Source organism: Methanosarcina sp. 1.H.A.2.2 (assembly GCF_000979975.1).
In the GTDB taxonomy this organism is placed as follows: domain Archaea; phylum Halobacteriota; class Methanosarcinia; order Methanosarcinales; family Methanosarcinaceae; genus Methanosarcina.
The window spans coordinates 1-18,216 of sequence record NZ_JJQL01000059.1; the positions used below are offsets into that span (position 1 = coordinate 1).

Below are 18,216 nucleotides of genomic sequence, written 5' to 3' on the forward strand. Positions count from 1 at the left end.
AACCTAAGTTTGACAGTATCCACTAATTGGTACTGAATATTTCCCTTCTTTTTTGACCCAACTGGACTTGACAATTCTCTTAATTTTATAAAAATTTATTACATATTCTATGTAATTCCATTCCATTTTGCTACTATCAAGCTATTGATCCGGTCAAAATTCGCAAAAATATAGTTTTTGACTCTATTTATCTTGAACTTGATTGTAAGTGTCAAATTCTTCAAGCTTTTTTTAATGAATTTTGTAGATGTATGTTTTAGCTCTTCAAATTCATATCGCATCAGCGATATGAATAATTGAGCGATAAATCCAAGGATAATAGCTCCATAAATGCTATCCTCCGACCACACTCTTAATGGCTTGATATTAATTTCGTTTTTCAAAGAATGGAATATTTTCTCAATAGAATCCTTTTTTCTGTATATTATCAATGCATCTTCAAGTGTCAAATCTCTGTTCGATTTCAGACAGAAAAATCCTTCTCTTCCATTAATCAGTGAAGCTTTCAGGAGTTCTATAGCTTCGTCGTCACTAAGCTCTTCGAGCTTAGTTCTAAAAGAGTAATCAATCTCAATCAACTCATTATTTACTCTGAATTTCTTCGGAAGCTTTTTTTTGTTTATGACCGCTTTGTGAATCTCTTTTGCTTCCTTTAGTTTCCTCACAACAGCTCTTGCCTTTGCTTCCAACTGCCTTTTCTGTAAAGATTCAGAGAAATAGAAATACTTAATGCTGCTAGGCTTAACGATTTTTATCCCATATATACCTTTTTCGGAATCTATACATTCCGCTCTTTCCAGATCAAATTTCTCAATAATTTTATCGTCACTCGTATTCAGTTTCATGGCAGTGAGATAGTCCATCTCAGAATCCTGTATACTCTTGATATTCTCTGTAGTATTGGCTCCTTTATCAAAAACAATAAGAGAACCTTTTTTAAGTCTGCTTTTTACCTGGTTATATGTGTCAGAGAAGTGCTCCAAATCAAGAACGTTTCCCTTATTCACTGTCACTCCAATAGGAATGTTAATGGGGTCAGCTAATTCACTTATTCCAACGGTTATTTGCAGCTTATCAGGCCTGTGATCTCTACTATACCCGTATTTACCAAGGTTGGATTTAGTTCCGTAAAGGACTATACTCGTCCAGTCAAGGTTTATATTCGTCTCTTCAAAATCGTAGACAGAAAACAGAGAATCCAGAATATCAGAAATAATCTCCTCTCTGTTACGTCCTAAAAGCTCAAGAGTTCTGTAAAGAACTCTTTCATGAAACCTTTCGAGATTTAAGATGCCGAGAATTTCTTCCTGATTTAACCATTTGCCAGCTTCTTTGATACTAAAATTCTCAGTCAATTTGTAGCTTAACAAACCGATTAGTAAACTATTGATATCAAGACCTTTGCTTTTATGTTTGCCAAAAATATCGCAGAAATTAAGCTTTTCATAAAAGAGTTGGACGGCAAGGATCGAGCCGATAGGAACACATATATTCTTGTTAGGAATTGTAGGGAATGCTCTCTGTTTTGTGATGTTCATTTGACCGAATTACACAAAATAGAGAGCACTTATTTTTATCTAACTGTCAAAGTCAGGTTAAAAAGAATCCGAGATATACAATGGTAGAGGAAAGTAAGAGACGTTTTGTAGTCTTTGAGTACATAATGAGAAACGGATAAATGGCATAGAAAATAACAATTAAACCTACAAAATAAAGCGTTAGCATAGGAGATGCATAAGCCGGAGCAAGCAGGATTTGCAGCCCAAGTACATGTACAAATATATTAAAAAAACCGAATACATTTTCCGAATTGGGAAAAACAAAGCCCGAATTTAACCTCGGGGCAAATACGAAAAATACCAGTACAAATGTGGCCAGTGCAGCCCAGTAAAGGGGATAGATTCTAAGAAGCCTTTTTCTATAGAAATCGAATGCGTTTTGAAGCGAGTTTATCGAGTGATTATTGTAATATATCAGGTATCCACTCATAAATATAAAGAGACCCAAACCCATGTTTGCAAAGTAAGGATCAAAGGCATAGAGTGCTAATTTCCCATAAGTAGAATATAAAAAATTACTCAAGTGAGCTGGAATAATCATAATTATTGCTAATGCTCTTAAAAAGTCAAATGCAATTATTTTGTTTTTCATTATATCAGTCCCTACACATATCTTAAAATTGTCCCAGAAGTTTACCTCATGAATTAATTTTAGTTACCCAGAAGTTTATCTTATAAATCAAAGTTGCGCTGGCGCACCCCGGAGCAAGCTGGCGGGGTATTCGACTGAAGTTAATTTAAACTACCCAGAAGTTATCTCAGGAATTAATTTAAGCTAATTTCATTGGTCATCGGTCAAGGAATTTTCTTGCCTGAAGGCTATCGATTTTGTACCAGAAGTATGCCTCAAATTTTGTCCAATTAACCTCAAATCGATACCTTGCTCCATCTTATAAACTGATGTTTTTTTTGAAAACTTTTGTAGAAATGGATGCGATTTATCATGATTCCTCACTTAACCGAAGACGCATGAAGCCCTATTTTATAAATAGAGGACAATAAAACGCATAGAGAAAAAAATGATATGAGTTGACATCAAATAGCCATCATTTAAAACTCTTATTGACATACAATAATCCCGAAAAAGAACTATATTCCGAATTTGGTAGGAATTATTATAAAATCAAAACGTTATTTATAAAGCATTCTTATTTTGCATGGGGGAAAATAATGAGAAGAGAATTGGTTATTTTGCTAGTCTTATGTAGCGTATTTCTGGCAATAGGATGCGCAGAGAATGGTGCCGAAGAGCCTGCAACTCCGGTCGAAGAAGTGACTCCCGCTGAAACCGTAACTCCGGTTGAAACCGTAACTCCAGTTGAAACCGTAACTCCAGTTGAAGCTGTAACTCCAGTTGAAGCTGTAACTCCCATTGAAGCTATTACTTCAATTGAAGCTGTAACTCCCGTTGAAGCCGTAACTCCAGCTTCAAATGCAACGTCTGAAACCGGAGGGGAAGGCCAGACGGTTGATGTGTCAATCAAGGATTTTGCCTTTAACCCTGAAGAAGTCACAATATCAGCCGGAGATACCGTAAGATGGACGAACCTTGATTCAATTACCCATACAATAAAAGGTCCTGATTTTGAGTCTGATACACTCAGAGACGGAGACTCTTACTCTTTCGTGTTTACCAAACCGGGAGTCTATGAGTACGAGTGTTCTATCCATCCTTCTATGAAAGGAACTGTTACGGTTACGGAATAAAGGCTTTGCAGGGCAAAAGAGTATTGAGATTTAAGGTACTGGAGTTGCTGGAAATCTTCATTTTAAGTTTTTAAAAAACGGCGCTTTGCTTTTTACTCACTTTTCGCAGGCGTCTGTTCAATTCTTACTATTTTTTTCTGCTATTGGATTATCTAAAAACTGCATAAGTTATTCATACCTGTGGTTTTGAAATCTTCCACACTTTTTGACCTTGTACCTTCATTCAAAGATTTCAATTTCAATTTCTCGAATATTCGGTCAAAATAATAATTGCAGATTTTGGAGTAATTCTCCAAAAATGATAGCAAGAGGAATGCTTTATTTGAGGACATCTGTGGAATGTCAGATCAAAGATTTGACCTTTACTTTTCCCCCACCTTTCCCCTCACAAAATCGTAAATCATGCCTGCAACATTGACTTCGCAGCATTTTTCTATGCCCTCGAAACCAGGGGAAGAATTTGCCTCGCAGACTTTGAAGTGGTCGCCGTTGAAGAGAAGGTCGATGCCAGCTATGTCGAGTCCGAAAGTGCGGGCGGTTTCGGTTGCCAGCTGTTCTATCTCGGGGGTCATGTCGAATTTGCGGACTTCTCCGCCTCTGGAATAGTTGGACTTGAAACTACCTGCGGGAGCAATTCTTTCCATGCAGGCGACTGCCCGGCCTCCGATTACGAGGACGCGGAGATCTCTTCCGAGGCTGGATTTAATGAACTCCTGAAGGATTATGTTTGCATTGGGGTTGGTTACATGGATCAGTTCCATGATGTCCCGGAAATTGTCGTGGTTTTCCGAGAGGAAGATTCCTTTGCCCATGGAGCCGGAGAGGGCTTTTACTATAAGAGGGAAGCCCAGGTATTTTTCAACCAGGTTTATGTTGACCGGATTTTTGGCAAACATTGTATTGGGGGACGAAATTCCTCTTTCGGCCAGGATCTGCTGGGAATAGAGCTTGTCCTTGACGGTATCAATGCTCTGCGAAGAGTTAAAAACGCGAACTCCGAGGCGTTCCAGGTGGCGGATAACCGCAAGTGCGAAATATGTTGTGCCTGCACCCATTCTCGGCAGGAGAAAGTCCGGAAGGGGGACAACTTCCCCGTCCAGAAGAATGCTTTTTCTGTCATCCCTTGTTACAATCAGGTCGAACTGGTCGGGTTTTACAACCCTGAGCTCTATTCCCTTCTCACCCGCAACCTCGATGAAGCGGTGAATTTCGTACAGGTCGGGCCTTAATTCGGCAGCCGTGCTCTTGTAAAGAATCCATCCTTTCATTCTTTCATCCGCTCCACCCTGTGGGGAAGTGTTTCTAAATTTAAAGGGAGATGTACATCTATTTGAAAAGCGTTTCCGGTATATAGAATTATGCTTAAAATCATGCTTAGAATCATGCTTAGAATTATGTTTTTCGCTGCTGAGTCCTGTATTTTGCAGGATTTTATCTTTTTACGATTTTTAGATTTATCGGTTTTGTCGGACATTCCGGAAACCAGGAAACGAATCTAAAAAAGTGAAAATTTCCAAGATAAATTATAAAGTAGGAAGGGTGACTTCTTGATGACAATCCGTAAGGTTCAGGCCCTGTCGGAATTAACTGTGGCTTCTCGACCATGCATATGAGCCTGAGGACGTCGGATGAGGTCGTGAGATAGATATTCTTCGGGTCTCTGAACTACTCCAGAGATTCCATCACACAGCTTATCACGCGGCTTATCACGCAGCTTATCACGCAGCTTATCACGCAAATGCCCATTCTTGCAGCGAGCTCATTAAACCCAGGGGCTTATAGTTAAAAGAAGAAAGTGGAAAGTAAGAAGAAAGTGGAAAGTAAGATCAGGAGGGAAAAGATCTCTCCGGATTTACTGAATGTTCCCACCAATCTCAGAATATCTGGGGTCGATTTCCACAGCTCTTATATATGCGTCCTCAGCTTCGTCTTCACGTCCGAGGAAACTCAGGCAGACAGCTTTTCCAAACCAGGCGTCTGCAGCATCCGGGTAAAGGTTAAGTGCCTTTTCATAAGTTTCCAGGGCTTCTTCAAAGCGTTTGAGCTGAGTCAGCACAAAACCGAGGCTTGAGTAGGCTTCCAGATATTCAGGGTCAAGCTGTGTGGCTTTTCTGTACGCTTCGACAGCTTCTTCAAACCTCTGCACCTGGCTGAGGGTAAATCCTTTGTTATACCAGACATCGGAGTTTTCGGAATTTATTTCGATTGCTTTTTCAAAAGCATTAATTGCTTCATCATACCTTTCCAGGTTTTCCAGATCTATGCCCATATTATTCCAGGCATCGTCATTTTTAGGATCAATTTCCACGGCTTTTTCGTAGGCTTTCAGAGCCTGCTTGTAACTGCCAAGGCTATCAAGGTCCACTCCTTTGTAATACCAGGCTTCAAGAAAACCAGGGTCGATCTCAAGTGCTTTATCGTATGCAATAATTGCTTCATCGTAGTTCCCCAGCTGTCCGAGAGCTATACCTTTTCCTGTCCAGGCCTCTTTATAATCCGAATTTTCCTCAAGGACTTTCTCATAGGCTTCAACAGCCTCTTCGTATTTTTCTGCCTGGCTGAGGTTCAGGGCTTTTCCATACCATGCATTAGGATAGTCCGGCCTGAGCTCAAGGGCTTTCTCATAGGCTTCGACTGCTTTCTCGTATTCCCCCACCTGAGAATAGGAAAAAGCCATGTTGTTCCAGAGGTCCGCATCTTCAGATTCAATCTCAACAGCTTTTTGATAGAGTTTGAGAGCTTCCTCAAACTGCCCAAGGTTTTCAAGAGCTGCGGCCTTATTATTCAAAAGATAGATATTCTTCGGGTCTCTGTCAATCGCCTTATCAAAGGCAACAATTGCCTCATTTAACTTGCCAAGCCTGAGAAGATCAAGGCCGCATTCATTAAGTTCGGCTGCAAGAATTTCGTTGCTGACTTCCTCCCTTGCCACACTCTCCGAGTCATCCAGTACATACATATCATCGGAAACTGACCCCTCTCCGGTTTCAGTTTTATCTCCATTTCCTTCTTTTGTGAAGGGTTCGTCCTTGTGTTCTCCAGAGTTCATGTCCAAATTTCCTTTACTGTCTTTTACAATTAAGACCCACAATTTTTCAAGTACTCGCGTTCGTTATCTACTTAAGTTTATTGTTCGTTATGACCTATACATCTGTCATTTATGGCTTTTATAGCCTCCCCCAAAAAGTAGTCTGAAAAGTCCGGAAAAGGGGAATAGAAAAAGAAGAAGGTCCGAAAAATTCAAAAAACATAAAATAGATCCGAAAAAATGAACCAGATCAGGGAAACCATGGAAAGTGTCCGGAAGAATGTACAGCAAAATCGCCCGAAAACTCTGAAAGCTGTTCTCTTTGATATGGACAATACTCTTTTTGATTTCGTAGCCGTAAAACTCATAGCATGCAGGGAGATCCTTTCCTATCTTGGAGAGGGGGATAAGAACCTTAAGAAGGATCCCGCAGAACTTTTCAGGTACTTTCTCAGGGGAACTTACGGGTTTGAAGACTATGAAAACATAAAGGACTACATGCAGGAGAGAAAGCTTTTCACAGCGCAGGCATACAGACAGTGCTGTGAGATCTATGACAGGGAAAAACTGCAAAACCTCGAACTCTATCCGGGGGTCAGGGATACCCTTGAGGAACTGAAGAAACTTGGGCTCAGACTTGCAATAATAACAGACGCTGACAGGTACCATGCCCATGCAAGGCTTACAAGAGTCGGGCTTCTTGATTCCTTTGAGTTCCTTGTGTCTGCAGATATGACAGGTACGAAAAAGCCGGACCCTGCCCATTTTCTCTTTGCTCTTGATGCCCTCGGGCTAAAGCCGGAAGAAAGCCTGGTGGTGGGAGATAGCATCAAAAGAGATATGGCTCCTGCACGCAGGCTAGGCTTAAAAACAGCATATGCTTCCTATGGGGACTGGAGACCCACAGAGGAAACAGAACAATGCTTTGACTTCCAGCTCAACACATTTCAGGATCTTATGGGATATATCGGCACCCTGAACAGCCCTCATGTTCAGACAGCTCCGCAAAACAAAAATCAAATTGATCCGTAAATAAAAGTCCGGCTGGATAAACTATGATAAAAAAGACAGTTTAAAGATAAGGGAAAAAGATAATTTTAGCCAATGTGCCTGTCAGTTCCTGAACAAGTTTTTCTGGCTAACGGCTTTTTCTGGCTAACGGCTTTTTCTGGTTAACAGCTTTTTCTGGCTAACGGCTTTTTCTGGCTCTGTATCTGCATTTTCTCTGGAAAGATGCTCTATATTAAGGTTGCTTAAATAAGGTCTGAGTATATAGGATTTATATCAACTGCCCTTTCATAGGCTTCCATTGCTTTCTGGTGTTTCTTAACTCTGTCGTATACTATTCCTTTGCCAATCCAGGCTTTTGTAAAGCTCGGGTTGATGTCTATAGCCTTTTCAAAAGCTTCAAGCGCTTCTTTGTATTTCTCAAGGTCTCTCAGGGCAATTCCTTTGTTGTACCAGAACCTTGCATTCTCGGGATTTGCTTTGATCTTGTTGTCAAAAATCTCCACAGCTTTCTCAATGTATAATTTTGCTTCATCATTCTTCTCGAGCCAGCGCAGAGCGACCCCTTTGTTGTAAAGGGCTTTTCCGTTAGTTGGGTTTAACTCAAGTGCCCTGTTAAAAGCATCAAGAGCCTCCTGATAACTTTTTATTTTACAGAGCCCCATTCCTTTCTTGCACCATTCGCTTGCGCTCATGGAGCCCATGTCGTAGTTCTTTGAATAGAGCCGGATAGCTTTCTCAAGGTCGTCCATTGCATCTTCGTATGCTCTCATCTCCCTGAGAGCCATTCCCCGCCTGTACCAGACTTCCGGGTCTTCAGGAGCCAGGGATACCGCCCGGTAGAATGCATCCAGGGCTTCCTCGTATTGCATGAGACTCAGGAGAAGTTCAGCTTTGAAGCACCAGGTTTTAGCATCAGCAGGGTTGATCTCCAGGGACCTGTCAAAAGCATCAAGAGCATCCTCGTACCTCATGAGGCTTTTGAGAACAATCCCTTTGCTAAACAGGATTTTTGCATTATCAGGGCTTATTTCCAGAGCCTTATCGTATGCATCCAGAGCTTCTGTAAACCTTTTTAGTTCATGGAGTGCAACGCCTTTATTATACCATTCATTCAAAGTCATAACTTTACCACACCTATTTGCCACACCTTTTTTGGGTTACGTTTTTCCACAGCTTTACCACATCTACCTTGAACAACAATATACTTTCAGAGCATTAAATCGGTTTTGTACTTTAGTTCCTTATCAGAAATAAGGATGGAAAAACAGTTACGCATGATAATTTACGTTTTATTCTTTTTTAAACATTTTGAAATATTCATAAACATAATTATTTTAAAAATAGAGTTTTCAAAACATACTCAGTAATAAAGTCGATATTTAGCAAATCTATGATATATTAGTAAATAACTTAATAAATTTGATATTAGTAGACTAAAATATGATTTTGAAGGGCTCAATATACACCTTGTTTCTTATAGATATCAGTTCAGTTCCGCTTTCGCCAAAAAATTCTTCAGGTTGTCCCTGAAAAGTAAATAGGTAAAGACCGGGGAAAATATCTTCTGGATAAAAAGAAGCCGATTTCTACGCGCGACCTGTATGGAAATCATTACTTGTTACCCTAATATCGAAGTTGCGGCAGAGTTCTCAAGGAACTTCAACGAAGCTATGTAATTTTGACGGAAAATCTAATTTTAATGATAAATTTGATTCTACGGGAAAATGTAATTTTAAAAGAATCTGTAATTTTAACGAAGAGACCCATTTTAAGAAGTGATCTAATAGGATTTGTAAAAAGGAATCTTTATTAAAATAATTAAAAACTAACATAAGTATATCTGAGGAACTTACAAACTAAATGTATAGATATGTATTTCACACAATTATTTAGTAAAAGTAATAAACATAGTTGATAAGCATATTAACAGGATACAAGTAAAGAGGGCATCTTAAGGAGTGTGTAAATAAAGATCTTAAGATGCCTCAAAGAAATCTGCCGAATTTCAAACCCCGGAACAATCTGTAAGAGTATGCAGAACCTGAAAAGGAGAAAGAAAAGTAAATTTCACCTTTCAATAAATCTGACTTCCTTATGACAGTATTACTGCTTATAAGAAAGGAAATTTCCTCCCGGATTCAAATCCGGTTACGTCTCAGGATCATTCCGACTCTTGCTTTCAATTCCAGAGGATTAAAAGGCTCAGCAACGTAATCGTCAGCTCCTGATTTAAAGGCTTTAACACTGTCTTCCGCTTTATCCCTTTCACTCAGCATCATAACAGGAACCCAGCAGCACCTTGGGCTGGCTTTAAGCTGTCTGCAGATTTCAAAGCCATCTGTATTCAGAAAAGCCGTATCAAGCAGTACCAGGTCTGGTCTTTCCGCATTCACTGTTTCAAGGGCTGGAAAGCTGTCCGATGCATTGACAACGTTATAGTTTTCAGCTTCGAGAACCTTCTTAAGGGTCTGGTGGACATTATGCCTATTACCCATAATCAGGATTTTTTCCCTGATATCATGAAGGTTTGCAATCCGAACTTTTACTAACTCTTCCGAAACAGAAAGAGTTCGGGCAATATCTCTTTCGCTTATTTCAGGTTGTTCTTCTATAAGCTTTAAAATTTCACGGTCAAGATTAATGTTATGCATTTCCCTCCACCTCATACAGTATAGATTTTCTTAGGTATTAAACATTTCTCAAATATTAAAACGAAGAGAGTCACTAAAAATGTACACAGTGAAACGAGAGGGAGCAGAGTTATCCAAATATTTCGGAGATTTCATATGAATCGTCTGACTACCCAATACGGAGATAAGTTTATAACCATAAATAGCAAGTTAATATTGGAAATCAGAATCACTTACGGAGAACAGCCACCTCTGAGATGATAACAATGGATCCACTTGAAAAAATCTTTGGAAAAACCGCACAGATGACCGTCCTTAAAAATCTGATCGGGCACCAGAACGAATCGACCTACCTATCAGGAATAGCAGAAGAGACCGGTCTGTCTCACTCCAGTGTCTCAAGAGTCATTACCCCGCTAATAGAGTCGGGTATTGTCATAGAAAAACCTCTTGGAAAGCAGATCCGAACTTTTCAGTTGAATATGGAAAGCGACGCGACAAGATTGATCATAGATTTTTACAATAAAATTAACCAGATGCTGGAATAAGCCATAAAGCGAATTCCCGAATGCGTAAGTTAGGGACAGGGTAATCTTACTGTTCCTTTTTTAATTTTGCATGAATAGTGTTGACTTTACGATCCTGGCAAGAACCATACTTATAAGAACCATGTTTCCAGGCCGAGTTCCGGTTTGAGTCATTCCAGGACATATATTATTTAAGGCTTTCGATATATTCGTTTGCGGCCGTGGCTGCGATTGCTCCATCCCTCACCGCTGCTACGAGCTGCCAGATAGGAGTGTCGCAGCAGTCTCCTGCAGCATAAATTCCCTTCTCTGAGGTTTCCATCCAGCGGCCGGTCTTGATGAAGCCTTCATTATTTTTTTCCACACTAACGAATTCGGTATTCGGGTGGATGCCCACATAGATAAAAACACCATTTGTAGCAAGCTCTCTTGATTCTTTGCTATTGAGATCTTGCAGGATAACTTTTTCGACCTTTTTTATTCCTTCCCCGCTCCCGACTATTTCCAGGACAAGAGAATTGAGGATGAGCTCAATGTTTGGAGTTGCAGACGCCCGGTCCTGAAGGACTTTTGCAGCCCTCAAACGGTCCCGCCTGTGGACAAGATATACCTTCTGGGCAACCTTTGAAAGAAGAAGAGCATCTGCAACTGCAGAGTTGCCGCCTCCCACAACAACTACAGTTTTGTTTTTGAAAAAAGGCCCATCGCAGATTGCGCAGTAGGAGACTCCTTTGCTGATAAGTTCCTTCTCGCCGGGCACGTTCAGATGCTTTGGATTTGCGCCTGTGGCAATGATTAAAGCTTTTGCTTCCAGGTCCCCGCTATCCGTTGAGACTATTTTTTTTGCCCCTTCGGTCCGGGCCGAGATAACTTCAGTAATCCTGGTCTTAACCCCGGCTTCCTGAGCATGTGTTCGATATTTTTCCATCAGTTCAAGTCCGGAAATTGACGGAAAGCCAGGATAGTTTTCTACAATATCTGCCATAGAGATCTGGCCGCTGATCTCGCTCTTTTCCAGAATAAGAGTCTCAAGCCCGAAACGCACAGCGTAAATTCCCGCTGCAAGCCCTGCAGGCCCCCCTCCTATAATTATCAGGTCGTACATACTTTCCCCCCATAAACAGAAAATGAGTTCAAAAAATAAAGTTTTAACGCGCAATAAAGTTTTAACGCGCCTTCACGTAATGCGGGCTATAGCATCTACTTTTTTAGGAAGACCCGTAAAAACAGGTTCCCCATCAATAAGAGTTGTAGGGACACCGGCTATGCCGTACTTATCAATAAGAGCCTGACCCTCCGGAGTCTCTACATCAATTTCCTCGTACTCGAAATCGTATTCCGATTGAAGGTCTTTCCAGAACCTGCGTGTTGCCGGACATGCCGTACACCAGCTGGCATGAATAAGCGTAACCTTTACCATAAAAATACATCTCCAAAAACTGCTATTGTAACCCTTATTTCTGTTATTAATTTATAAATATAAATACGTTGAGCGTATCTGAAAATCCAAAAATAGATTCACAGATTCCCTGGATAAGCCTGCGGCGCCAAAAGCTTTAAACCAATAAGCTCCTAAAGCGGGGTATGCTCACATTTATAGGGCTTGGCCTTTTTGACGAATACGATATTTCCTTAAAAGGACTTGAGGCAGTCCGGGAAGCTGACCTTGTATACGCTGAGTTCTATACTTCCTGCCTCATGGGAACAAACCCTGAAAAAATGGAACAGCTCTACGGAAAGAAAGTCCATTTACTCTCAAGGGAAGACGTGGAACAACAACCTGATTGGCTGGATGAAGCAAAAGACAAAAATGTCGCCTTCCTCACAGGCGGGGATACAATGGTCTCCACAACTCACGTTGACCTGCGCCTCAGAGCCGAAAAGCTAGGGATAGAAACCCGCCTGGTTCATGGAGCATCAATCGCCTCAGCCGTCTCAGGGCTTACCGGGCTTCAGAACTACCGCTTCGGAAAATCCGCAAGTATCCCATACCCCTACGAAAGCCGGCGAGGAGCCAGGGTAATTTCGGAAACTCCTTATGATACCATAAAACAAAACTCCGAACTTGGCCTCCATACCCTTGTCTTTCTGGACATCGATAAAGATAAAGGATATATGACCGTTAACCTTGCTCTTGAACTCCTGCTTGAGGTTGAGGCAAAAAGAGGGGAAAGTGTAATGGACAGGGCTGTTGCCGTGGGAATCGCAAGGGCAGGCTCGGAGAAGCCCGTGGTAAAAGCTGACTACGCAGAAAACCTGAAGGATTTTGATTTTGGAAAGCCTCTTCATATCCTGGTAGTCCCCGGAAAACTGCATTTCCTTGAAGCTGAAGCCCTTGTGAAACTTGCAGACGGTCCTGAGGAAATTATGGAAGAGACGGAATAAGATCAAATAAAAAACTGATCGAATAAAAAATGCAAAAAGGACTTCCTGGTGGTCAAGATGCCTGCCGATTTGAATGAAAAGGTCAACAGATATGAGGATATGTTAAAAAGAGCACTGCAGAAAGCAAAGTATGCTCCAATCCCTGACTCCCATATGCATGCAGTAGCAGTGGATTACTACACAATGGCAGAAGCCTACTATAAAGATGGAATCTACTTTCTTGAGAACGGGGACCCTGTAAACGCCCTGGCTTCCTTCAGCTATGGGCACGCCTGGCTTGATGCCGGAGCAAAACTCGGGGTCTTTGCTGTGGACGACGAGACTCTTTTTACAATTTAAGAGACCTGAAAGAACAGGACTGGAATAAAAAATAGGAATACAGTATAGGAATATAGTAACCCTTACATATATACAGGAATAGAAGGTAAGGAATCCTGAAAAAGAAAAACTGAAGGTTAAAAAGTTAATAACTAAAAAACAAACGCTAATAACTGAAAGCTGAAAAATAAAAGCTGAAAAATTAAAGAATAATAAAATATAATAAGTTGAAACTTATAGCTGAAAGTTGAGAATTTAAAAGCTTAAACTGAAAAACCATATCATAAGTAAAGTTTATAAATACAAACGCTTATTCGAAGCCAAAACAATTAATATCCTTTACTCTATTCTTTAGATTTTGTAATACTTTTCCCCACTCCGGGAATATTCTTAAAAACTTATACTAAATAACTACGGTGGATAATTATGAAGAACTTTCATGTGGTACTTGAAGCAGCTTGGTTGGTTAGAGATGTAAAAACGGCTGATGATGCAATAGGGGTTGCGATTTCTGAAGCTGGAAAACGCCTGAACCCCAAACTGGATTTTGTAGAGGTTGATGTGGGAACTACGTCATGCCCGGCATGCGATGAGCCTTTTAGCAGTGTTTTCATAGCGGCAAATACCGCTCTTGTAGGACTGGTTTTTGAAATGAAGGTTTTTGATGCCGAATCTGCGGAACATGCGGAAAGGATCGCAAAATCCGTCATCGGAAAGTCCCTCCGCGACATTCCTTTAACAGTTGTCGAAGTAACGGAATTCGAACGGTCAAACGATAAAAGCGAACCGCAGCAGAAAGGTAAGGCAAATAAATAAACAGATTTCCTTCCCTTAACCTGTTGAAAATGCCGGGGCAGAGGAAGGCGTACCTTTACGGTTTTTTCGTACCGGTACGGCTTCTTATAAGACAGCTTTTCTATAGCCAGGGTTTAAATATCTCGGGCTAAAAAAAGAAGCACCTGTCACGGCATAAATTAATAAATCAGTAATTTTATCTTTTCCTGAGTTTTTACTTTACTTAACTTTCAAGAATATATTTTAATTCCACAAACTCCCGGGCCCCTCCCATACCCATAAAAAAGAGGATACTGCATGGACAGAGTAATTTCCGTAGTGGGGCATATCGCCCTTGATTACATTGTAGATGTTGAAAAAATAGCAGGACTAAACGAGTCTTCCCCTGTAATTGACTATGAAGAATATCCTGGTGGTGGAGCTGCAAATATTGCAGTTGCCATTGCAAAGCTGGGAGGAAAAAGCCAGCTGATATCTCCTGTAGGTATGGATTTCTCAAGCTCGGGATATGAGAAGCTTCTTAAGGAAGCATGTGTTGACCTCTCCCGCCTTTACAGTATTGAAGACCTGAAGCTTTCCAAGGCTTTCATTTTCACGGATCGGGAAGACAACCAGACCACCTATTTTTACTGGGGAGCGTCCTCAAAATTCAAAGAGCTTGAGCCTGAACCTGCAGATTTTGTCCACCTGGCAACAGCAGACTGCGTCTACAATGCAAAAATAGCGCAGATTGCCGGCTTTGTCTCCTTTGACCCGGGACAGGACCTGGTGACTTACTCAAAAGAAAAACTCGAGACAATCCTTGCCCACACTGATATTCTCTTTGCAAACAAGCACGAAATCAGGCGAGTTTCAGAGATGACCGGAAAAACATTTTCCGAGCTCAGGGCTATGATTGATGTTATTGTTGTTACATACGATTCAGAAGGCAGCAAAATTTACACAGGCAACGATGAATGGGCAATTCCTGTAGTTTCCGTAAAGGCTGTAGACCCTACCGGAGCAGGAGACGCTTACAGGGCTGGTTTCCTGCTGGCGTACACCAGGGGGTATTCCCTTCCCACATGCGGAAAAATAGGGTCAACTGTGGCTTCCTTTGCCGTGCAGACTCGGGGCTGCCAGACCGGCCTTCCAACCTGGGAAGAGATGAGATCTCGCTACGAAGCCAGCTTCGGAAAACTGGAAGCAGAGAGCTGAGGTCGCAAGAAATCCGTGGAACGCGGGCTGAAATGGGAAATACATATAAAATGTTATATAAAAACTCCCGAACTATAATCCGCGAATTATAACCTGGAAGTACGAAAAAACGGAATTACAGAAGAGGATGCAGATGAAAATAGCAGCACTGATTTCTGGCGGCAAGGACTCGGTCTTTGCCATCCACAAAGCCCTTGAAGAGGGACACGAGGTAACCCACCTCATCAGTATTATTCCCGCAAGGGATGACTCCTACATGTACCACTCAATCAACCTCCATATGGTAGAACTGATCTCTGCCGCCAGTGAAATCCCGTTGATCCAGCAGCAGTCCAGCGGGATTAAGGAACTTGAGCTTGATGACCTTACTCTTGCTCTGAAGAAGGTGAACGTGGACGGTGTGTCTGTAGGCGCTATTGAGTCGCAGTACCAGGCAAGCAGGGTACAGAAGATCTGCGATTCCCTCGGGCTTAAAGTATATGCCCCTCTCTGGCACAGGGACCCTGAAGAACTCCTGTATGAGATGGCAAAAGTTCTCGATATCAGGATCGTCAGAGTTGCAGCCAATGGAATGGACCAGTCCTGGCTTGGCCGCCCTATTAATGTGAACTCAATAGAAAACCTCAAAGCCCTGAACCGCAGGTACATGGTCCATATGGCAGGGGAAGGCGGAGAATACGAAACCGTAGTCCTTGATGCTCCTTTCTTCAAAAAGCGCATAGAAATTGTAAAAAGTGAAGTTGAATGGGAAGGTGATGCAGGCTCCTTAAAGATCCTGGATGCAAGACTGGTCGATAAGAACTGATTTTTCATAACTGGCAGAAGCCCGAAAAAATATAGGTACTGCAAGAATATCCTGAAACCTCGCAGTATATGCTCATTTTTATATATTATGCGAGATATTTATTAAGTAAGGCATCTGAGAAAAAAAATCTTTTCTCGCTGTAAACCTCAACCAGCTCTTTTATCCCCCATATCCCCACACTTCCAATACTCAGATGCCCTATCCCCCAATACAATTTACTGATAATTCTATACACTTTTTCCATTCTGATTTATCTCTTCATATCCTGTCTTCTCTTTGGAATGAAAGGACTGTGATTTGAAAAGTACTTTCATTTATTTGTGCCTGTTATTTGAAGAATTTCATGTTTGTTTTTACTCAAAAAGATCACCTCCGTAAAGGTGGAAGACCCAAACATGATTACATATGGGAATATATGAAAAAATATGAAAACTGGTTTAGGGAATTTAACTCCCGCAGTGAACAAATTAAAACCAGTATTCTTAAAATAATTAAGGGGTTTCGATTAAATCCAGAATTCTCAGAGCAAGGTGTGCACCGTTTGCTCCGTTGTCAATCCCTACACTTCCCACAGGTACTCCAGGAGGCATCTGGGCTATGGAGAGAAGAGCATCAAGCCCGCCAAGTTTTGCGCTTACAGGTACACCTATTACAGGTTTTTTTGTCCTGGAAGCCACAACTCCGGGAAGGGCTGCCGATAGGCCTGCTATTGTGATAAAGACTTTTGCGTCTGTACCTGAAACATAACTCTCAAGCTCATCAGGGTTTCTGTGGGCAGAGATAACCATTACTTCGTAAGTGTATTTGCTCTTTTCAAGAACAGAAACCGCGCGGTTGGCGATTGATCTGTCGGACTCAGAGCCCATAATCAGTGAGATGTCGACCATTTTTTACTCCTTTGAGGCAAGTCAGGGCAGGCTTCCCTTTCCACTTAATTCGTTCTGGCGTTCAATACTCATCCTGATAAGAATTTCGTAAATTTCCTTTACCGATCCTAAATCAAGGTTGAGCTCGGTTGCAATATTTAATGCCCTGTTTATTACAACCTCGTTTTGCTTACGGTCATTTATGGAGGTTCCATTTATTCTTTTTGATTCAAGCACTTTCTCAGCAAGGTTAACTCGTCTATCAATGAGGGAAAGGATTTCCCTGTCAATCTCCTCGATTTCTTTGCGGACAGCTTCAAGTTCACTCAAGAGGACCTCTCCCTGTTAAAGGATATCGCATCTCTGTTATTTATACTGGTCTCTAGGACCTTTCCTTCCATACCGCAGCTTTCCCAGGCAGATTTAAGTTCTTTTACCTGCTCGGCCTTCACCAGTGCTACGTAGGAAGGGCCGGTTCCGGAAAGGCTAACTCCTTTTACTCCGCACTCCAGAGCCCTGAGCATGTATTCCGTATCAAAACCAAGGGCTCCGCAGTAAAGAAAACCATTAAGTGTCATTGCGCGCTCGTATTCCCCTTCAAGGGCAAGCCCGTATGCCATTTCTACATAAGGTGCAATCAGCCGGGAACGTTTCACATTTGTGTCCGCACTGAAAGCCTTTTTTATCGGGGTAAATATCAGGACTTTTGAATCGGCTTCTTCGCGCCTGATAAGTTCCATATTTCGGTTATCAGTGACAACAATCCCACCTAAAAAGGAGGCACAGGCATCATCAAAAGCTCCTGTTACCGTAACTCCCACTTCTTTTGCAGCCCTTACCCCCAATTTTATGATCTCAAGAGGAGGCAGGATCTCACCAACTGCACGGAGAGTTGCAAGGACTGAAGCGTTTGCTGCGGCACTGCTGCTCTTGAGCCCTCCTGCAAGAGGAATTTCACTTCCTGTACTTATCGTACCTTCGAGGTCAAGCCCGAATCGCTCAAGGACGAGTTCTACACAGCGTTCTATAAGGCGAGTGTCTCCTTCAGGCATCTCTTCAATTGAGCCAAAAATGCCAGATTTACCCTCTGAGAGTTCCACCTTTGCAAAGGTTTTTAAGTCTATCCCGAACGCTGCACCTTTCCATGTAGCTATGGCGTTTATTATGGTTCCAGCCCCGAAAGCGCAGGCACGCCCTTCAAGTGTCATCATGTCCAGAATGCTCTGATCTTTAATATTTTTTACCTCTCTTCAGAGCAGAAAGTGAGGTAAACTTAAATACAGGGTTCAGGATTTTATCTGCCAAAAAGGAAGAAGCCCCTAAATATACATAGTGAAGCCAAATTATATATATTGCATATTTATCTAAACACTAATAAATACTATAAA

The 18,216-nt window shown here is 41.6% G+C and carries 20 protein-coding genes; 8 read left to right on the plus strand and 12 right to left on the minus strand.

Annotated features, from left to right (window positions below):
- Positions 1–107 precede the first annotated feature (107 nt).
- Together EO93_RS08680 and EO93_RS08685 are read right to left on the minus strand one after the other, a co-directional pair.
- Positions 108–1,538: an IS4 family transposase gene (locus tag EO93_RS08680; RefSeq protein WP_048162073.1), complete on the minus strand. Its 1,431-nt coding sequence runs from the start codon at positions 1,536–1,538 to the stop codon at positions 108–110.
- A gap of 52 nt (positions 1,539–1,590) precedes the next feature.
- Complete coding sequence (locus EO93_RS08685) at positions 1,591–2,151, minus strand: acyltransferase family protein (RefSeq protein WP_048162140.1); 561 nt, start codon at positions 2,149–2,151, stop codon at positions 1,591–1,593.
- A gap of 578 nt (positions 2,152–2,729) precedes the next feature.
- On the opposite strand from EO93_RS08685, the gene EO93_RS08690 reads away from it, so the two are divergent.
- Positions 2,730–3,266, plus strand: coding sequence for a cupredoxin family copper-binding protein (locus EO93_RS08690; protein WP_048162075.1), 537 nt, complete (start codon positions 2,730–2,732; stop codon positions 3,264–3,266).
- A 362-nt stretch (positions 3,267–3,628) separates the two neighbouring features.
- On the opposite strand, the gene EO93_RS08695 is transcribed toward EO93_RS08690, so the two are convergent.
- Entirely contained in the window at positions 3,629–4,534 is a 906-nt protein-coding gene (locus EO93_RS08695) for a RimK family alpha-L-glutamate ligase (protein WP_048133768.1), read from the minus strand.
- Positions 4,535–5,118: 584 nt separating this feature from the next.
- The gene (locus EO93_RS08705; protein WP_048162079.1) at positions 5,119–6,315 is read right to left on the minus strand and encodes a tetratricopeptide repeat protein; all 1,197 of its coding nucleotides are present in this window, start codon (positions 6,313–6,315) and stop codon (positions 5,119–5,121) included.
- Between the two features lie 219 nt (positions 6,316–6,534).
- Between EO93_RS08705 and EO93_RS08710 the strand changes: the two genes are divergently transcribed.
- The gene (locus EO93_RS08710) at positions 6,535–7,326 is read left to right on the plus strand and encodes an HAD family hydrolase (protein WP_048162081.1); all 792 of its coding nucleotides are present in this window, start codon (positions 6,535–6,537) and stop codon (positions 7,324–7,326) included.
- A gap of 221 nt (positions 7,327–7,547) precedes the next feature.
- Here the strand turns inward: EO93_RS08710 and EO93_RS08715 are convergent, their stop codons facing one another.
- Both EO93_RS08715 and EO93_RS08720 read right to left on the minus strand, forming a co-directional pair.
- Complete coding sequence (locus EO93_RS08715) at positions 7,548–8,426, minus strand: tetratricopeptide repeat protein (protein ID WP_048133761.1); 879 nt, start codon at positions 8,424–8,426, stop codon at positions 7,548–7,550.
- Positions 8,427–9,443: 1,017 nt separating this feature from the next.
- On the minus strand, positions 9,444–9,956 hold the full coding sequence (locus tag EO93_RS08720) for a response regulator (RefSeq protein ID WP_048133817.1): 513 nt from the start codon (positions 9,954–9,956) through the stop codon (positions 9,444–9,446).
- Positions 9,957–10,201: 245 nt separating this feature from the next.
- Between EO93_RS08720 and EO93_RS08725 the strand changes: the two genes are divergently transcribed.
- Positions 10,202–10,483, plus strand: a complete 282-nt coding sequence (locus EO93_RS08725; protein ID WP_048066210.1) for a helix-turn-helix domain-containing protein — start codon at positions 10,202–10,204, stop codon at positions 10,481–10,483.
- A gap of 166 nt (positions 10,484–10,649) precedes the next feature.
- Here the strand turns inward: EO93_RS08725 and trxB are convergent, their stop codons facing one another.
- Both trxB and EO93_RS08735 read right to left on the minus strand, forming a co-directional pair.
- Positions 10,650–11,567, minus strand: coding sequence for a thioredoxin-disulfide reductase (gene trxB, locus EO93_RS08730; protein WP_048162083.1), 918 nt, complete (start codon positions 11,565–11,567; stop codon positions 10,650–10,652).
- 72 nt (positions 11,568–11,639) lie between these two features.
- Entirely contained in the window at positions 11,640–11,882 is a 243-nt protein-coding gene (locus EO93_RS08735) for a thioredoxin family protein (protein ID WP_048162085.1), read from the minus strand.
- Between the two features lie 164 nt (positions 11,883–12,046).
- On the opposite strand from EO93_RS08735, the gene dph5 reads away from it, so the two are divergent.
- The 5 genes from dph5 to EO93_RS08760 all read left to right on the plus strand — a co-directional run bounded on the left by dph5 (position 12,047) and on the right by EO93_RS08760 (position 15,962).
- A complete protein-coding gene (gene dph5, locus EO93_RS08740) occupies positions 12,047–12,847 on the plus strand; it encodes a diphthine synthase (RefSeq protein ID WP_048162087.1) in 801 nt (266 codons plus the stop codon).
- 57 nt (positions 12,848–12,904) lie between these two features.
- On the plus strand, positions 12,905–13,186 hold the full coding sequence (locus EO93_RS08745) for a DUF357 domain-containing protein (RefSeq protein ID WP_048133755.1): 282 nt from the start codon (positions 12,905–12,907) through the stop codon (positions 13,184–13,186).
- 405 nt (positions 13,187–13,591) lie between these two features.
- The gene (locus tag EO93_RS08750) at positions 13,592–13,981 is read left to right on the plus strand and encodes a DUF555 domain-containing protein (protein ID WP_048133753.1); all 390 of its coding nucleotides are present in this window, start codon (positions 13,592–13,594) and stop codon (positions 13,979–13,981) included.
- 276 nt (positions 13,982–14,257) lie between these two features.
- A complete protein-coding gene (locus EO93_RS08755) occupies positions 14,258–15,157 on the plus strand; it encodes a carbohydrate kinase family protein (RefSeq protein ID WP_048133752.1) in 900 nt (299 codons plus the stop codon).
- 133 nt (positions 15,158–15,290) lie between these two features.
- Positions 15,291–15,962 carry a diphthine--ammonia ligase gene (locus EO93_RS08760; protein ID WP_048133750.1) on the plus strand — a complete coding sequence of 224 codons (672 nt, stop codon included), beginning with the start codon at positions 15,291–15,293 and terminating at the stop codon, positions 15,960–15,962.
- 85 nt (positions 15,963–16,047) lie between these two features.
- Here EO93_RS08760 and EO93_RS17400 read toward each other — a convergent pair whose 3' ends face one another.
- The 4 genes from EO93_RS17400 to EO93_RS08775 all read right to left on the minus strand — a co-directional run bounded on the left by EO93_RS17400 (position 16,048) and on the right by EO93_RS08775 (position 18,036).
- Positions 16,048–16,206: a hypothetical protein gene (locus EO93_RS17400; protein WP_156161271.1), complete on the minus strand. Its 159-nt coding sequence runs from the start codon at positions 16,204–16,206 to the stop codon at positions 16,048–16,050.
- 247 nt (positions 16,207–16,453) lie between these two features.
- Entirely contained in the window at positions 16,454–16,849 is a 396-nt protein-coding gene (locus EO93_RS08765; protein ID WP_048162089.1) for an AIR carboxylase family protein, read from the minus strand.
- Between the two features lie 21 nt (positions 16,850–16,870).
- The gene (locus EO93_RS08770; RefSeq protein WP_048133745.1) at positions 16,871–17,158 is read right to left on the minus strand and encodes a chorismate mutase; all 288 of its coding nucleotides are present in this window, start codon (positions 17,156–17,158) and stop codon (positions 16,871–16,873) included.
- Positions 17,155–18,036, minus strand: coding sequence for a shikimate kinase (locus EO93_RS08775; protein WP_048162141.1), 882 nt, complete (start codon positions 18,034–18,036; stop codon positions 17,155–17,157). The genes EO93_RS08770 and EO93_RS08775 overlap by 4 nt, the downstream gene beginning before the upstream one ends.
- Positions 18,037–18,216 lie beyond the last annotated feature (180 nt).

Excerpts from the sequence above, each read along its gene's own strand:
- EO93_RS08680 (WP_048162073.1), bottom strand. The coding sequence starts at position 1,538 with ATGAACATCACAAAACAGAGAGCATTCCCTACAATTCCTAACAAGAAT.
- EO93_RS08685 (WP_048162140.1), bottom strand. The coding sequence starts at position 2,151 with ATGAAAAACAAAATAATTGCATTTGACTTTTTAAGAGCATTAGCAATA.
- EO93_RS08690 (WP_048162075.1), top strand. The coding sequence starts at position 2,730 with ATGAGAAGAGAATTGGTTATTTTGCTAGTCTTATGTAGCGTATTTCTG.
- EO93_RS08695 (WP_048133768.1), bottom strand. The coding sequence starts at position 4,534 with ATGAAAGGATGGATTCTTTACAAGAGCACGGCTGCCGAATTAAGGCCC.
- EO93_RS08705 (WP_048162079.1), bottom strand. The coding sequence starts at position 6,315 with ATGAACTCTGGAGAACACAAGGACGAACCCTTCACAAAAGAAGGAAAT.
- EO93_RS08710 (WP_048162081.1), top strand. The coding sequence starts at position 6,535 with ATGAACCAGATCAGGGAAACCATGGAAAGTGTCCGGAAGAATGTACAG.
- EO93_RS08715 (WP_048133761.1), bottom strand. The coding sequence starts at position 8,426 with ATGACTTTGAATGAATGGTATAATAAAGGCGTTGCACTCCATGAACTA.
- EO93_RS08720 (WP_048133817.1), bottom strand. The coding sequence starts at position 9,956 with ATGCATAACATTAATCTTGACCGTGAAATTTTAAAGCTTATAGAAGAA.
- EO93_RS08725 (WP_048066210.1), top strand. The coding sequence starts at position 10,202 with ATGGATCCACTTGAAAAAATCTTTGGAAAAACCGCACAGATGACCGTC.
- trxB (WP_048162083.1), bottom strand. The coding sequence starts at position 11,567 with ATGTACGACCTGATAATTATAGGAGGGGGGCCTGCAGGGCTTGCAGCG.
- EO93_RS08735 (WP_048162085.1), bottom strand. The coding sequence starts at position 11,882 with ATGGTAAAGGTTACGCTTATTCATGCCAGCTGGTGTACGGCATGTCCG.
- dph5 (WP_048162087.1), top strand. The coding sequence starts at position 12,047 with ATGCTCACATTTATAGGGCTTGGCCTTTTTGACGAATACGATATTTCC.
- EO93_RS08745 (WP_048133755.1), top strand. The coding sequence starts at position 12,905 with ATGCCTGCCGATTTGAATGAAAAGGTCAACAGATATGAGGATATGTTA.
- EO93_RS08750 (WP_048133753.1), top strand. The coding sequence starts at position 13,592 with ATGAAGAACTTTCATGTGGTACTTGAAGCAGCTTGGTTGGTTAGAGAT.
- EO93_RS08755 (WP_048133752.1), top strand. The coding sequence starts at position 14,258 with ATGGACAGAGTAATTTCCGTAGTGGGGCATATCGCCCTTGATTACATT.
- EO93_RS08760 (WP_048133750.1), top strand. The coding sequence starts at position 15,291 with ATGAAAATAGCAGCACTGATTTCTGGCGGCAAGGACTCGGTCTTTGCC.
- EO93_RS17400 (WP_156161271.1), bottom strand. The coding sequence starts at position 16,206 with ATGGAAAAAGTGTATAGAATTATCAGTAAATTGTATTGGGGGATAGGG.
- EO93_RS08765 (WP_048162089.1), bottom strand. The coding sequence starts at position 16,849 with ATGGTCGACATCTCACTGATTATGGGCTCTGAGTCCGACAGATCAATC.
- EO93_RS08775 (WP_048162141.1), bottom strand. The coding sequence starts at position 18,036 with ATGACACTTGAAGGGCGTGCCTGCGCTTTCGGGGCTGGAACCATAATA.